At 70.1% G+C, this 13780-nt stretch carries 13 protein-coding genes and 1 riboswitch; of the genes, 7 read left to right on the top strand and 6 right to left on the bottom strand.

What is annotated here, in order from left to right:
* From VFA06_RS18855 to VFA06_RS18835, 5 genes are all read right to left on the bottom strand, one after another.
* A partial coding sequence (locus tag VFA06_RS18855; protein ID WP_324841936.1) for a sodium/proton-translocating pyrophosphatase occupies window positions 1-737 on the bottom strand: 737 nt, incomplete at its 3' end.
* A gap of 346 nt (window positions 738-1083) precedes the next feature.
* Window positions 1084-1779, bottom strand: coding sequence for a DUF6062 family protein (locus VFA06_RS18850; protein WP_324841935.1), 696 nt, complete (start codon window positions 1777-1779; stop codon window positions 1084-1086).
* 65 nt (window positions 1780-1844) lie between these two features.
* Window positions 1845-2840, bottom strand: coding sequence for a MoxR family ATPase (locus tag VFA06_RS18845; protein ID WP_324841934.1), 996 nt, complete (start codon window positions 2838-2840; stop codon window positions 1845-1847).
* A gap of 45 nt (window positions 2841-2885) precedes the next feature.
* Window positions 2886-2950, bottom strand: a riboswitch (Fluoride riboswitch).
* A 17-nt stretch (window positions 2951-2967) separates the two neighbouring features.
* A complete protein-coding gene (locus VFA06_RS18840) occupies window positions 2968-3966 on the bottom strand; it encodes a hypothetical protein (RefSeq protein ID WP_324841933.1) in 999 nt (332 codons plus the stop codon).
* A gap of 42 nt (window positions 3967-4008) precedes the next feature.
* A complete protein-coding gene (locus tag VFA06_RS18835) occupies window positions 4009-6126 on the bottom strand; it encodes an alkaline phosphatase family protein (RefSeq protein WP_324841932.1) in 2118 nt (705 codons plus the stop codon).
* A gap of 576 nt (window positions 6127-6702) precedes the next feature.
* On the opposite strand from VFA06_RS18835, the gene VFA06_RS18830 reads away from it, so the two are divergent.
* From VFA06_RS18830 to VFA06_RS18815, 5 genes are all read left to right on the top strand, one after another.
* A complete protein-coding gene (locus VFA06_RS18830) occupies window positions 6703-6882 on the top strand; it encodes a hypothetical protein (protein ID WP_324841931.1) in 180 nt (59 codons plus the stop codon).
* A gap of 185 nt (window positions 6883-7067) precedes the next feature.
* Window positions 7068-8528, top strand: coding sequence for a M28 family peptidase (locus tag VFA06_RS18825; protein WP_324841930.1), 1461 nt, complete (start codon window positions 7068-7070; stop codon window positions 8526-8528).
* A 2-nt stretch (window positions 8529-8530) separates the two neighbouring features.
* Entirely contained in the window at window positions 8531-9700 is a 1170-nt protein-coding gene (locus tag VFA06_RS18820) for a hypothetical protein (protein WP_324841929.1), read from the top strand.
* A 516-nt stretch (window positions 9701-10216) separates the two neighbouring features.
* Entirely contained in the window at window positions 10217-10492 is a 276-nt protein-coding gene (locus tag VFA06_RS25940) for a type II toxin-antitoxin system prevent-host-death family antitoxin (RefSeq protein ID WP_349260245.1), read from the top strand.
* Window positions 10489-10917, top strand: coding sequence for a type II toxin-antitoxin system VapC family toxin (locus VFA06_RS18815; protein WP_324841937.1), 429 nt, complete (start codon window positions 10489-10491; stop codon window positions 10915-10917). The genes VFA06_RS25940 and VFA06_RS18815 overlap by 4 nt, the downstream gene beginning before the upstream one ends.
* A gap of 316 nt (window positions 10918-11233) precedes the next feature.
* Here the strand turns inward: VFA06_RS18815 and VFA06_RS18810 are convergent, their stop codons facing one another.
* Complete coding sequence (locus tag VFA06_RS18810) at window positions 11234-11554, bottom strand: transposase (RefSeq protein ID WP_324841928.1); 321 nt, start codon at window positions 11552-11554, stop codon at window positions 11234-11236.
* A 658-nt stretch (window positions 11555-12212) separates the two neighbouring features.
* Between VFA06_RS18810 and VFA06_RS18805 the strand changes: the two genes are divergently transcribed.
* Both VFA06_RS18805 and VFA06_RS18800 read left to right on the top strand, forming a co-directional pair.
* Window positions 12213-13493 (top strand): DnaA N-terminal domain-containing protein, encoded by a 1281-nt coding sequence (locus tag VFA06_RS18805; RefSeq protein ID WP_324841927.1) that lies wholly within the window; start codon window positions 12213-12215, stop codon window positions 13491-13493.
* 21 nt (window positions 13494-13514) lie between these two features.
* A partial coding sequence (locus VFA06_RS18800; RefSeq protein ID WP_324841926.1) for a ParA family protein occupies window positions 13515-13780 on the top strand: 266 nt, incomplete at its 3' end.

The following is a 13780-nucleotide window of genomic DNA, read 5'->3' as shown; positions in this document are numbered from 1 at the left end:
ACGGCCACGGCGGTGACCGCGTAGGTCTCGAACAGGTCGGCCGCCATCCCGGCGCAGTCGCCGACGTTGTCGCCGACGTTGTCGGCGATCACCGCCGGGTTGCGCGGGTCGTCCTCGGGGATCCCGGCCTCGATCTTGCCGACCAGATCCGCCCCGATGTCGGCCGCCTTGGTGTAGATCCCGCCGCCCAGGCGGGCGAACACCGAGATCAGCGAGCCGCCGAAGCTGACCCCGATCAGCGCGTTGATCGCGTTGTGCTGCGTCTCGCCCACGATCCAGGTCAACACGCCGTAGTAGCCGGCGACCGCGAGCAGCGCGAGCCCCACCACCAGCAGGCCGGTCACCGCCCCTCCCCGGAAGGCGACCGCCAGGGCACGGGCCACCCCGCCCCGGGCGGACTCGGCCACCCGCGCGTTCGCGCGCACCGACATGTTCATCCCGATGTACCCGGCAGCGGCCGAGAGCGCGCCGCCGATCGCGAACCCGATCGCCACGCGGATGTTCTGCAGCGGGATCAGCAGGACGAAGACGACCACGCCGATCGCCGCGATGATCGCGTACTGCCGGTTGAGATACGCGGAGGCGCCCTCCTGCACCCCGGCCGAGATCGAGCGCATCCGCTCGTTGCCCGGCGAGAGCATGAGCAGCGAGCGCGACGTCAGGACGCCGTAGGCGATCGCCGCGCCCGCGCAGACCAACGCCACCACCACGCCGTGATGGGTGAGGAAGCCAGGCACCCTGATCCCCCGCCGTGCCTAGGCGCTCGCGGCCGCGCCGATCTCGACTCTGCGCGACGGCCGCCTCAGCACGATTCGTCGGGGTAGCGCCTGCTGGGCAAACATCGACCTCCTGTGGAGCGGGTCGCTTCGTTAGAGGCCATCAGCAGCACCATGCCGCGGTCCGGAGCGAGCCTCATCGCCGAGGGCGATTGTACGTGCTAACGGGGCGTCAAGTTATGCTCGCCGGGTCAATCAGCGCGCGCTACGAGACGCTCTCCGCGATCCCCATCGACGAGTTCATCGACTCGATCTGAGCCGGCCCTGCAGCCGGACGCCCTCCCGGCGCCATCCCCGCCCGCGGCCCTCACGGGCCCTCCTCCGGCTCAGCCGCGGACTGCTTGGGCGGCGGCCAGCCGGTGGTGAGGAAGATCGCGCGCTGCCAGGAGTCGCGCTCGGGCCCCTTGGGCTCGTGGCGGTACTTGTCGTCGTGCTTGCGGACGTGCTCGCGCAGCTCGCCCAGCAGAGACCGTGAGGCGTCCCGCTGGACCGCGAGCAGCAGCTCGCGGTCACTCCGGGTGCGGGCCTGCTCCCAGGCGAGCTCGAAGTGGGGGAAGCAGAGACCGGGAGAGGCCTCGAACTCCTCGCGGTAGCCGGGGCTGGTGGCCAGCAGGTCGAGCAGGTAATCGGCGTTCCGGCGCAGGTGATCCTCGCGGTTGGCGCACGCCGGGCACCGCGCGGGCGCAAACCGCGAGCCGGGCCCGAGCGACTGCAACTGCTCCACGATGCCCGCGAAGGTGTCCGCGAGCAGGACGCTGATGCTCAGCGTCGTCTTCATGTCCTCGACGTCGATCCGTCGCAGCATCTCCATGTGCTCGGCGCAGAAGCCGTAGGCGCGGCGGACCTCGTCGACCACCCCCATGTCGTTGCTCGCCTCGTCGTAGAAGTGCCAGATGTACTCCCGATCGGCCTTGTGGGCGACGCGGCAGAGGGGGCACATCCTGTTGCGCAGGCCCTGCCGCAGCCAGCTCGTGACGACGCTCGGCGGCGCTTGACGGACCACCCCGCGCCCCTCGGCCGCCCGTGACGGCCCATCCGAGGGTGCGGCCTGGCGGCGGAGGCGGAGCCTCATCGCGAGCCCTCCGCCCCGGAGGGCTCGGTCGCCGGCACCGGGACCGAGCTCAGGCATTCCTGCACCACGTCCTCGGGCTGCACCTGCTGGACCCACAGCTCGGGACGCAGCGCGAGCCGGTGCGCGAGCGCGGGCACCGCGATCGCCTTGACGTCGTCGGGGACCACGAAGTCGCGTCCGTCGAGCGCGGCCTTGACCCGGCCGAGCTTCATCAGCGCCAGCGTGCCCCGGGGGCTGGCGCCGACCTGGACGCTGGGGCTCTCCCGCGTCGCGCTCACCAGCGCCACGATGTAGCCGACGATGCTCTCGGAGACGTGCACGTCCTCGATTGCGAGCTGCATCGCCAGCAGCTCGTCGCGGTCGACGACGGGTGCCAGTTCGGCCTCGTCCTGGCGGCGCTTGAGGCGCCGCTCGAGGATCTCCGCCTCGGCGCTGGGCGACGGGTAGCCAACCCGCATCCGGATCAGGAAGCGGTCGAGCTGCGCCTCGGGCAGCGGGTAGGTGCCCTCGTACTCGATCGGGTTCTGCGTGGCCAGCACGAGGAACGGCCGCTCCAGCGGCCGCGTGCGCTCGTCGGTCGTCACCTGACGCTCCTGCATCGCCTCCAGCAGCGCCGCCTGGGTCTTCGGCGGCGCGCGGTTGATCTCGTCCGCAAGGAGGATGTTCGTGAACACCGGCCCCGGGCGAAACTCGAACTCCGAGCTGCGCTGGTTGAAGACCGAGCCCCCGGTGACATCGGAGGGCATCAGGTCCGGCGTGAACTGGACCCGCGCGAAGCGGGTTCCGGTGACGGCGGCGAACGAGCGCGCGAGCAGGGTCTTGGCCAGGCCGGGGTAGTCCTCGATCAGCACGTGGCCGTCGGCGAGCAGGGCGCACAGCGCCAGCTCGAGCGCATCGCGCTTGCCCACCACGGCGCGCTCGACCTCATCCAGGACCCGACTGGCACGCGCGGCGAGCTCGTCCAGCGACAGCTGCACAGATGTCTCGGTCATGCTGGTCGTCACCTCCCGTGCGTTCGACGGCGGTCCCGGCTGGGTCCAACCGTAGAAGCCATCAGCGCCAGGAGGCGCGGTCCAGGGCGAGCTTCATCGCCGCGAGCAAGGATACAGGCGGGCGGTTTCAGCACCGGAAGCGCTCGCCGATCCGCTCGGCGAGGCGCTCGGGGGAGAGGTCGACGGCGCCCTCCCAGTGCAGCCGCTCGAGGAAGGTGGAGTCCGAGCGGTAGAACGGCCTCAGGTTGGAGCGGCACGCGATCCGCAGGTTCAGCGGGTAGCCGAGGGTTCCCGGGGGCGCGCCGTAGACGGCCAGGTTGAAGCTCTCGAACCCCATCTCCGCGTAGGCGCGGAGCGTGATCGCAAGGCCGCGCGCCAGCTCCGCGACGAGGTCCTCGTCCGCCTCGGCGGGCGAGGCCACGCCGGGCACGAGCGCGCGCAGCTCGGCTGGGGCGATCGGCGCGAAGCTGGCCAGCCACTCGGCCCGTCCGGTGCTCCCGAGGTAGCGCTCTCCGGCCCGCCGCTCGGCGTCGAGGTAGGCGCGGAAGCGCTCGGCGGGAAGCTCGGCCAGCATGCGCTGCATCGTCGTCGGCTCGGAGTCGACGATCCCCTGCAGGTGAGGGTGAAACAGCGAGCTGCCCGAGGGCAGCATGTGGTTGGCGTTGATCGACGCCCACCGCGACGCCGGGTCGGCGGCCGCCACCGCCTTCGCGTACTCGACCTGGGTGGCGAGGTTGTCCGCCAGGAGCCCCTCGGTCATCTCGCCCAGCGGGAGGTAGTGGCGCCGCGGGGAGTACACCGAGACGCAGCTGTGCGAGGCGTAGGCGTGGAGGTTGGGGAACAGCACCGCCTCGCCACGGATGATCTGTCCCGCCGGCGCGATCTCGGCGGGGAGCCTCGGCGTCGCGGAGTCGATGCGCGGCGCGCAGAACGGGCAGCGCGGCTCGCTCTCGCGTCCGAACGCCTCCAGGTCGAAGGCGTTGGCGGGCATCAGCCCCCGTTCGGGCAGGATGCGGGAGCTGTGGCCCGTGAGGGGGTCGAGGCGCACGTCGATCGTGGTGCGGATCGGCTCGCCCGTGCCCGGTGCGAGCATCTCCGCGTCCACGAGCTGTCGCTGAAGCTCCATCGTGTGATCCCGCCGGGCGAGCGGGCTCGACCAATTCTGCCGCTAGGGCGGCGTGGATGCCGGCCCCGGCGGCGGGTTGGTCGGAAGGATGAGGGGCGGGCGCGGCGGCTGGGCGAAGTTGAAGTCGCGGGCCAGGCTGCCGAGGATCGGCAGCGACTCGCGGACGTCGGGCCTGGGGTCGGGGCGGCCGTCGGTGGCGGGGTCGAGCCGCTCGCCCCCGAGCAGGTCATCCTCGATGAACTTGTTGTAGGCGTCGAGGCTGAGGACCTGGTGGTCGATGTACCCGCGCTTGGCGTACGGGCTGATCACGATTGCCGGCACCCGCAGGCCATAGCCCTGCTGGTCGACGGTGGGCGGGGGGACGTGGTCGTAGAAGCCGCCCCAGTCGTCCCAGGCGAGGAATATCGCCGTGCTCTTCCAGTCGGGGCTCTGCATGATCGCGTTGATTAGCCCGGTGACGTAGCGCTGGCCGTCGCTGACGCGCGCGGGCGGGTGCTCGGAGACGATGCCGTTGGGGTCGATCCACGAGACGGCGGGCAGCGTGCCGCCGGCCGCCGCGGCGTAGAAGCTCGACAGCGGCTGGATGTTGCCGAGCTGGCCGTCCTCGCGCACGTCGGTGAAGTCGGGCAGCGGGTTCCAGATCCCGGGCGTGGTCGAGGCCTGGGCGATCGGGGGGCAGCTGACCGCGCTGTCGTTCACGCAGTCCGGCTGGGGCCCTGTCATCACGTAGTAGCGCCAGCTGACGTTCTGCCCGTGCAGGAGGTAGGTCATGTCCGTCCAGGCGTAGTGTGGGGTCTGGTCCGAGGGACCGTTGATGTCCGCGATGCTGCCCCACACCCAGTCGGGGTTGGACCAGTGCGGCGCGCTGTGGCAGGAGAACGGGTTGTTCGGGCCCCAGCACCAGGCCGACCACTCCGAGACCTTGTACAGCGCCGACGGGAGGCTCCAGGAGTCGGTCGCCTCGAACATGTGGTCCTGTAGCACGAAATCCTGCGCATAGGTCCAGTAGTTGGGGATCTCACGCGCGTCGTGGTAGCCCATCACATCGACGCACCTGTTCTGCTGCTCCTGCCCGCCGCTGGCCTGCTGCGTGCAGGGGCTGCACTCCGGGTTGGTGGTCGAGCAGCTCATGCCCTTCTCCACCTGGGCGACGAACCCGTCCATCGCCCCGCCGTCGATGTCGGCCAACGCGTCCGAATACCCGTGCGGCCCGCCGTAGTTGACATCCGAAGGATCGTGATACGGCGCGATGCAGCCACCGTTGAGCGGGTCGGGGACGCACACCCCGGGCGGAATGCCGTCGGCTCCGGGAAACGTGCCGAAGTAGCTGTCGAACGAGCGGTTCTCCTGCATGATGATCACGATGTGCCGGATCTTGTGGATCCCGGTCGCCGGAGCGATCCTGACCCTGAGCGGCGGCGAGCTGGACTGCAGGTTGGCCGGGTCGGCGGGCAGCAGCACCCGCCACTGCTGAGCGCCACTCTTGACGAACTTGAACTTCGCCGAGAAGCTCGAGCCGAGGTTCAGGCGCGGTCGCCTCAGCGTCCTCCAGGTCCCTCCCACCAGCCGTTGCAGCAGCACCCGCTGTCCGGCGTGGCCCGGCGCCACCTCGCCGCTGAACCTCTCGGTGTCGCCCGAGATCGCGAACGTCGCGGTGCTCGCGAGCGACACGTTCGCGTACACCCCCTGCGCGACGGTCCGGCTTGCCACGGCGCCGCTCGTCGCGCGCCACTCGGAGCTGGTCTGCGCGCGGGCCGCCGGAAACACGAAGCGGTAATCGCCGCGGCCGGCGAGGAGCCGGTGACCAACCGGGCGAAACGTCCGCTGTCCGGGGAGGCGCCGCCACAGCACCACCGTCGCCGAGCAGGGTCGGGGCGCCGCGTGCCCGCCGCGCGTGGCCCGGCGGGCCAGCGACACATGCCCGAACAGCGCCGTCCTGCGCCCGGCGACCGACGGGTTGGGGGCGACGTAGAGCGTCGCGGCCGTCGCCCGGCAGGCGGGCGGATGCGGCGGAGCGGTGGAGGTGCCGGTCGACACCGTCGTCGGGGCGGTGGGCGCCGTCCCGCCGGCGCCGGCGGCTACGCCCACGCCGGCGCCGCCGCCCGCGACCGCGGCGACGCCCAGGAGCACTAGCAGTCGGTGAGCGACGACTTCAGGCATGTCCGTCCAGGCCCGTCCCACCCCGCTAACTCGTCCGGGCGCCCAGAGTTGCGCGCGGGCAGGCGGGGACCGCGTCCCGGGTGATGCGGTCATCCCACCTGGGGCGCGCGGGCGCGGCGACGCTCCTCGCGGCGGTCAGCCTCGCGGCAACCGCGGCAACCGCGGCGAGCGCGTGGGCGCAGCCGAGCATCAGCGTCTACCCGCTGGCCGGCAGCAAGTACAACCGGGCTCAGACGCAGATCGCGTTTCGGGGCCTGCCGGCCAGCGCGATCAGGCAGGTGCAGGTGACCGACTGGTCTCGGGCGCGCACACCGGACACATCGCGGCCGGCTCGGACGGCGACGGCGGGAGCTTCATCCCGACCGTCCGTTCGTCCAGGGGGAGACCTCACGGTGACCGAGAACCACGCGCCGGCGGCGGGGGGCGACACCTTCGTGGCGCCGCAGTCGGGCCCGTCCAGAACCGCCCGATGATCCTCGGCCCGCAGGGCAACCTGGTGTGGCCCTACCCCGTCTCGCGCAACACGCTGATCACCGACTTCAAGGAGCAGAACCTCCGGTCGGCAACGGCCTCGACATGGGATTGCACGAGTTCCGCCTCACGCCCGACGGCGACGCCTACATCACGGCCTCATCACCGGTCCGCCTGCCCGGCGTCTCAAAGCCGGCGATCGACTGGGCGGTGCAGGAGATCGACGTCCAGACGGGCCTAGAGGAGCGCCCTCTTTTCGACCTTGACGGTTCGTTCTTGCGGTGATCTCATGGTGGGCGGGAGATGCAGGGTTCTGCGGGTGTTCCACGAAGGCGGGGCAGGCCGCCGCGCGAGATCGACGAGACGGCGGTGCTGGACGCCGCCGTCCGGGGACCACGTCGTTCCTATGACCACCACCACTCCGCGGCCTACCTGCCCGGGCTCGGGGTTGACTGCGGCAACCTCAGCGGGTGCGTGACCCCATGAGGGCACGGGTCACAGTGCTCATCGTGGCGGCGCTCGCCCTGGACAGCGCGGCTCCGGCCCTGGCCGACCCGCTGTCGGCCCAGAGCCTGATGGCCGACGTCACCACCTATGCCGGGCTGGGCACCGACCACCTCACCGGGTCGGCCAACGGGGCGGCGACGCAGGACTGGGTAATTCAGCAACTGGCTGCGGTCGGCCTGCAGACCGGAAGCGACGCGTTCACGTTCCTGCGGTTCGCCCCGTCCACCGTCTCGCTGCAGGTCACCGGTCAGGCCGTTCCGTCGACCGCGCCCCGGTTCTATTCGGGGACGACCCCGGCCGCCGGGGTCAGCGCACCGCTGGTCTACGCCGGCACCGGCAGCGCCCAGGAGGACTCGCGGGCCGGGGTGGCGGGCAAGATCGAGGTCATCGACGTGCCGATGGTCGACGACGCGGTCGAGCCGACGCTCGACGGCGCGTTCACCGCCGCCCAGGCCGCCGGGGCGGTGGGGCTGGTCGCCGTGACCGAGGGCGCGCAGGACTATCCGGTCCAGGAGGACATCGACTCCCGCCAGGGCGTCCAGAACCTGCCCACGGTGTTCGTGGGCAAGCGCACCGGGGCGGGCGTGATCACAGCAGCCAAGGCCGGGGCCCCGGCCACGTTGACCCTGACTGCCTCGGTGGGAACCGGCTGCGACCGCGACGTGTACGGCGTGCTGCCCGGCGCCGATCCGTCGCACTACGTGGTCATCGGGACTCCGACCTCGGCGTTCGGGCCTGCGGCGTCCGAGCGCGGGTCGGGCGTGGCCATCTTCCTCGGGCTGGCTCGCCACTACGCCTCGCTTCCGCAGAGCAGCCGCCCGTTCACGATGATCTTCGTGGCCACCACCGGCCATGAGATCGGCTACCTGGGGCTGCCCCTGTTCATGCAGGACCACCCGGGCTGGTTCTCGGCTGCCCAGGCCTATGTTCACCTCGGGGCATCGATCGGGGCAGCCCAGCTGGCCGAAGCGCCCGACGGAAGCGTGGTGCAAGCCCCCGCCGGTGACCTGACCCGGCTGTTCTACGTCAGCGAGAACCCGCTGCTGCTTCCCGGGGTCCAGGCGGCGTTTGCCGGCACGGCGACGATCACCGGCTCGAGCTCGCCGGCCGTGCGCAACGTCGGCGAGCAGGCCTACCCCTACCACCAGGGGGTGCCGATCATCTCGATCAGCGGGGGCAGCTACTACTTCCACACGGCGGGCGATCAGCCCAGCGCTGTGAACCCGTCGCTGCTGGCGTCGATGGCGGCCGGGTTTGAGGGCTCGATCGACTACGTGGACAGCCTTCCGGCCGGAACCATTCCGCAAGGCAATGGCCTGGCCGCCGCGGCCGGCGCCCGTCAGGACCCGAATCCGACGCCGAGCGGAAGCTCCGGCGCGGGCAACCCCGCCTATCAACCAACTCCGGTGCCCTCATGCTCATGACCATGACCCGATCCCGTCTGATCCTCGCCGCGTCGGCCGCTTCGGCTGCGCTGGCCGCTGTCCCCGGGATCGCCACCGCCGACGCCACCCACGCGTGCGACCCCTCGCCGAGCGTGGCTGCCGGCCAGATCCCCACCTACGACGACCCGTATCAGGCCTACTCGTGGGAGGGTCAGTGGCGCAGCGCCACGTTCACGTTCCCGTCCCATCGCACGGGGGCGTGTCTGGCCGGGACGGTGTTCGCTCCCCTGGACCTGAGCGCCGGCTCCCCGGACGCCCGGTTCGGAGCGTTGCGACCGGCCGTGGTCATTGGTCCCGGGAGCGGGCCCGGCGTGGAGGCCATGTACCAATGGTCGGCGCGAGACCTGGCCGGCCATGGCTACATCGCGGTGACCATCGATCCCCAGGGGGTTGGGCACTCGAGGACGTTCGGCAACCCGGCCTGCCAGGTCCCACCACCGTCGGATCCAACCCAGGCTTGCCCCGGGGTGCCGTTCCAGCAGGCCACCAACTACGTCGACGCGATCCAGACGGGACTCGACTACCTGACCTCGGCCTATGACCCGTTCGCCGGCTCGGTCGACCCGAACGAGCTGGGCGCGGCCGGGCACTCGCTGTCGGCCCGCGCGGTCAGCTACGCGCAGATGGTCGACCACCGGATCAAGGCGATCGTGGCCTGGGACAACCTGGCCTCGGACCTGACCGGCGATGCCGGCTCACCGAGCGGCGGCGGCGTGGCCGGGCAGCTGATCGGGGGCGAGGTTCCGGGCTCAAGCGACCCGATCACGCCGACCGTTCCGGCGCTTGGGGAGGCGTCCGACGGGCGGGGTGCGGACGAGCCGACCAACACCGATCCCGATCTGAAGAAGACCGCTTATGAGGTGTGGCGCCACGCCGGCGTCCCGTCCATGGAGGTCGTGTTCCGCGGCTCCACGCACAGCGACTGGGCCCAGAACAACACGACGACCAGCGACACCATGCTCCACAACTTCGAGTACTACACCCGGGCTTGGTTTGACCGGTTCCTGCTCGGCGACACCACCGCCGACCAGCGCCTGCTGGCCGCGACCGTCAACGGGCAACCAGCCTCCTCGATCTTCAGCACCAACTGGCGCTCGGCCGCGTTCCTGGACGGCATCGACTGCGAGAACCTGGTCGCGTGCGTGAAGTAGCCCGTCGAGTCCGAGCGATGGCCGGCGGGTTGCGTCCCAGCGCTGCTGTAGATTCTGACGACGCAGGTTCGTGCTGATAGTTACATTGCACGTTAGGCTGCCACCACCTCCACGGGCTTGGGAGAGAGTGACCGTCACGCAGCCGCGCCAGCGCTTGGCGCTCGAGATCGGTGAACACGAGGCGGGTGGATTGGGTGATGATCAGGTCCAGTGCCGCCCAGCACAGCGATAGGCAGCCGGTCTCGCCGGGGAAGCGGCCGATGACCTTGGTGCGCCCTCAGCACGCCGATTCCCGAGATCGAACACCTACATCGATGCCGGGAGCCCCGGATTTCGGCATGACGGACACCGTCCGTTCGAAGCGCTTTCAACACAAGCGCTCGGGTGTCCGGAAAATCGGGGGAGCTCCATAATCGATCGGCGGCATGTAGGTGTCTATCGGCCACACGATGGCGATGGGTTTGGGGCACCCCGGCTGCGGCGGAGGGAGCGAATGTGGTGCGTATAATCTTGTCTATGACGCCACAAGAAGAGCTCAAGCATGAGGTCGGGGTGCGTGACCTTCATGATCATCTGAGTCGGTATGTCCGCCACGTAGCCGACGGCGGCGAGGTAGTCGTGACGATGCGCGGGAAGCGCGTCGCTCGCCTCACGCCCGTGGACCAGGTCGACCCCCTGGAGGGTCTGCGTGCCCGCGGCCTGGTGTCGGTGCCAAGCGGGCGGTGGCGGCTCCGACAACGAGGTCACGCTCGGGCAAGCGTCTCTGATCTGGTTGCGGACCAGCGGCGCTGAACGCCTACTTCGACACGTCCGCGGTGATCAAGCTGATCGTGGCCGAGGACGGCTCGGAGCTCGCCGATCAGCTGTGGGAAGCCGCGCAGTTGAAGCTCGCCAGCCATCTGGTCTATCCGGAGGCGAGGGCGGCGCTTGCGGCAGCGGCGCGGGCCGGGCGAGTCGACACGCGCGCGTACCGACGGGCGGTCGCCGACCTAGGCGTCGTCGTGGCGTCGATGCAGCGGATCGGCGTCGACGACACGCTTGCACGAGAGGCCGGCGAGCTGGCGGAGAAGCATGCGCTCCGGGGCTATGACGCGGTTCATCTCGCGACAGCGCTCAGCGTGACAGATCCTACGCTCGTAGTCGTCACATGGGACCGTGACCTGGCGGCCGCTACGCTCGCGTGCGGACACCCAGTCGCTCCCGCGCTGACCAGTTGATCATCGGGTAGAAGCCGGGCTCCGGACGGACGCTCCCGACCTGATCAGCGAGGACGGCGTCGACGGCGCTGCATCGCCCGACTCGGGAGCTGACCGACCGCCGAAAGCGCACCTGCCTTCGTGTGATCGCGGTATTCCCGGGGCACAGCTGGCGGTCCGCGGTCGTGCGCCTCGCTGCCGCTCGGTCGTGGGCTCGGCCGGTCCTCAGACTGTCCCATTTCGGGGTCTCCTGCAGGAGCCGTGGGTTGTGTCACCGCCGTGGGAGTGATGGGCAGAGGCCGGCGAGGGCGAGCATCGCGAGGTTGATCGCGGCTTGTTAGGAGTGGAATCCGAACGCGCGGCGGATGATCAGCCGCAGCTGTGTGTTCACTTGCTCGACGCATGCGTTCGGGAGGCCGTGCCGGATCGCGGCCTCGATCCCTTCACGCTGTTCGGTGATCCGTCGGGCGAGTTTGACGAACGACTCGAGACGGGATCGGCGCGCCCAGCGCAGCCACGCGTCGAGCAGCGCGATCACTTGGTCGAAGCCGACGCGGTAGATCTGGCGCAGCTGGTGGGCGAGCAGGTAGGCGCGGTGGAGCCGCTGGTTGAGCTTTTGGATGCGGGCGAGCTTGAGCTGTTGTTGCTCGGGAGACACGAGACAGCCTCGCGCCAGGCCTTGGTCGCTGTCACCGGGCGGGTCAGGCAGAACTTGCTCACGTAGTCGACCACGCCGCCCATCTGCCACACCCCGCCGGCGCGGGTCTCAAGCTCGGAGAAGTCGGTCTGCCAGACCCGGTTGCGGCGGCTCGGCGGATCGTGGAACACCGAGCTAGCAGATACTGGCGATATCCAGGAAAAAAATGATGGGCACGGCTGGGTTCGAACCAGCGACCTCTCGCGTGTGAAGCGATTGGTCTGTGAAGTTATTTCACAGCGATTTGCAGGCAGTTTTGCGCCTGATCTCGCTTTCCGTGGCAGGAATTACTGTCTTGGATTGCTGGGATTTGTCGTGGTTGTGGTCCCGAAAACGGATTTCGGGACCAGCAGCGGCGCGCTCGTGATCGGACGCGTCGTGCTCCTCGGGGATGAGTTCCCCGGGGAGGTGAATCGCAGGAGTTGAGAGTTCGACAGCCGGGGGCTCGTCCGCGCGGGCAACCGCCGCGGTCGGGTATTCGCCCCTTAACGGCGTCGATCCCCGGGCCAGCTGCGTCAACAGCTGAGGGGGATCGAGGCAACAACGGAAGCTCTGCGTCCTCGGGTGGACTGGAGCAAAGATTACTGCGCCCTCGGACGGACTCAGTCGGAGGCGCGCGATGAGTCGTCGGGCGATCGCGGCCGTGCTCGCGCGTGATGACCTGTCCGGGGGCGAGCGTTTGGTCGCGTTGTCGCTGGCGAGCTTCGCCGATCGCGAGAACCGGGCGTGGCCTGGGGCGCCGACGGCATCGGCGCGGGCGGGGCTGCGCCGCAGCCGATACCAACAGGCGCGCGAGCAGCTCATCCGCCGCGGGCTCGTCGAGGTCGAGGAGCGCGTGACCGGGCGCGGGCGGGCAAGCACCGTGCGGCTCGCGTTCGCCGACACGGGGCCGTGGTGGGACGGCGCGGTCAACGCGGAGCTCGCCGAGGCTGTCCTGGGCTATAGCCGGGCGTCCGGGCCGGCGCGCCTGCTGCTGGCGACGATGGCGGCGCTGGCGGACGAGGCCGGCGTTGTCCGTGACCTCTCGACGGAGCAGCTTTGTGCGGCGGCGGGGGTGACGGACAGGTCGTATCGGCGGGGGCGGCAGGCGCTGCTGGTCTCGGGCGAGCTCGTCCTGGTCAGCGGCACGGGTGGTCGCGGGAACACGAACGTCTGGACCGTTGCGGACCCGCGCCAGCTCGCGGACGCAGCTTCGGCGCGTCTAGCTCGGCGCGTGCCGCCGCCAGCAGGCGCCAGGCCGCTGGTTGCGGCTGCGGCTGGCTCGGATGGAAAGCGCGGTCAGGATCGGACAGTTTCCGGGCAAAAGTGTCCGATCCGTACCGGGGTTTCGCTCGTAAACGGCGGTCAGGATCGGACACTTTTCGAGCTCCCAGCGCCGGAAACCCCGGCACAAACCCCGGCAGAAACCCCGGCGCCCTTCGCGCGCGCGGGAAGAGAACCCCAGAACCCGGGAACCAACGAAGACCCCCCCAACCCCCCTGCAGGGGGGAGCCTGCCTGACCCGATCCTGGTCGAGCAGACGTACGTCACCGACAGCGGACGCAAGCGGCAACGAGTGGTCCGCATCGATCTCGCCGAGCTGCGGCGCGGCCTGGTGCTGCCGACTGCCGAGGACAACGCGGTCTGGGAGCTGATCCGTGCGCAGCTCGTCGGCGCCGTGAGCGAGAGCGTGTTCGCGGTCTGGTTTGAGCCGCTGGAGCTGATCGCGGTCGACCGCGCCGGGGCGCTGGTCATCGGCGCGCCCGATCAGACCGTGTCGTGGCTCCAGAAGCGCTTCGGGCGGCTCATCGCCCGCTGCGCGGAGCACGTCGGCCGCGATCTGCGGCTGGCAGACGAGCCCGAGCGACTGGCGCTCAGAACCAACGAGAAACGCCGTGCGGCAGCCGCTCGGCGCGCCTGACATCAACCAGAGGAGGTCGTGATGGTCATCGTGATCGCGCAGCAGAAGGGAGGGGTGGGGAAGACGACCACGGCGGCGAATGTGGCCGTGCTCCTGGCCAAGAGCGGTGCTCGTCTGCTCCTCGTCGACACTGATCCGCAGTTCGCGCTCACTCGCCAGCTCGGGCTGGAGCTCCAATCTCTGGGCGTGAACCTCGTGGACGTGATCGCTGGCCGGGCGGTTGCCGAGGACGCAGTCGTGAGGGGCGTCCACGGGCTCGACGTGATCCCTGCTGCCCGTGAGCTCGC

Source organism: Actinocrinis sp. (genome assembly GCF_035653575.1).
Taxonomy (GTDB): Bacteria; Actinomycetota; Actinomycetes; order Streptomycetales; family Catenulisporaceae; genus Actinocrinis.
The sequence above is the reverse complement of the archived record's forward strand: the minus strand, read 5'-3'. Positions and strand labels throughout refer to the sequence as shown.

What these genes read in the sequence shown, in the direction of transcription:
- VFA06_RS18820 (WP_324841929.1), top strand. Translation starts at nt 8,531, where the DNA reads ATGACCCGATCCCGTCTGATCCTCGCCGCGTCGGCCGCTTCGGCTGCG.
- VFA06_RS25940 (WP_349260245.1), top strand. Translation starts at nt 10,217, where the DNA reads ATGACGCCACAAGAAGAGCTCAAGCATGAGGTCGGGGTGCGTGACCTT.
- VFA06_RS18830 (WP_324841931.1), top strand. Translation starts at nt 6,703, where the DNA reads ATGGGATTGCACGAGTTCCGCCTCACGCCCGACGGCGACGCCTACATC.
- VFA06_RS18805 (WP_324841927.1), top strand. Translation starts at nt 12,213, where the DNA reads ATGAGTCGTCGGGCGATCGCGGCCGTGCTCGCGCGTGATGACCTGTCC.
- VFA06_RS18840 (WP_324841933.1), bottom strand. Translation starts at nt 3,966, where the DNA reads ATGGAGCTTCAGCGACAGCTCGTGGACGCGGAGATGCTCGCACCGGGC.
- VFA06_RS18835 (WP_324841932.1), bottom strand. Translation starts at nt 6,126, where the DNA reads ATGCCTGAAGTCGTCGCTCACCGACTGCTAGTGCTCCTGGGCGTCGCC.
- VFA06_RS18845 (WP_324841934.1), bottom strand. Translation starts at nt 2,840, where the DNA reads ATGACCGAGACATCTGTGCAGCTGTCGCTGGACGAGCTCGCCGCGCGT.